The sequence below is a fragment of the Pseudomonas sp. PKS genome (assembly GCF_051913525.1).
GTDB lineage: Bacteria > Pseudomonadota > Gammaproteobacteria > Pseudomonadales > Pseudomonadaceae > Aquipseudomonas > Aquipseudomonas guariconensis_D.
Window position 1 is genome coordinate 1 of sequence record NZ_JBEGDO010000077.1, and the last position, 233, is coordinate 233.

1 protein-coding gene is annotated in these 233 nt (G+C 68.7%); it reads right to left on the minus strand.

Translation table 11 applies throughout. From position 1 onward, the window contains the following. Positions 1-233, minus strand: a 233-nt coding sequence (locus ABOA88_RS24145) for a HAMP domain-containing protein (protein WP_440128012.1), incomplete at both ends; no start/stop codon positions are given.

Consider the following 233-nt stretch of genomic DNA (forward strand, 5'->3'; position numbering starts at 1 on the left):
CCTCGCTGATCGAGGCGTGGATGCGCTCGACGAAGCGGTTGAACGACGTGGCCAGCTCGCCGAACTCGTCCTTGTGCTGCACCGCCAGGCGGCGGGTCAGGTCGCCTTCGCCTTCGGCGATGTCCTGCATGGCGCGGCCCATGGTGGTCAGCGGACGCATCAGCACCGGGATGAGCAGGCCCAGCAAGCCGGCGATGGCGGCCACGGCGATGAGCATGGCGATGATCGCCGAG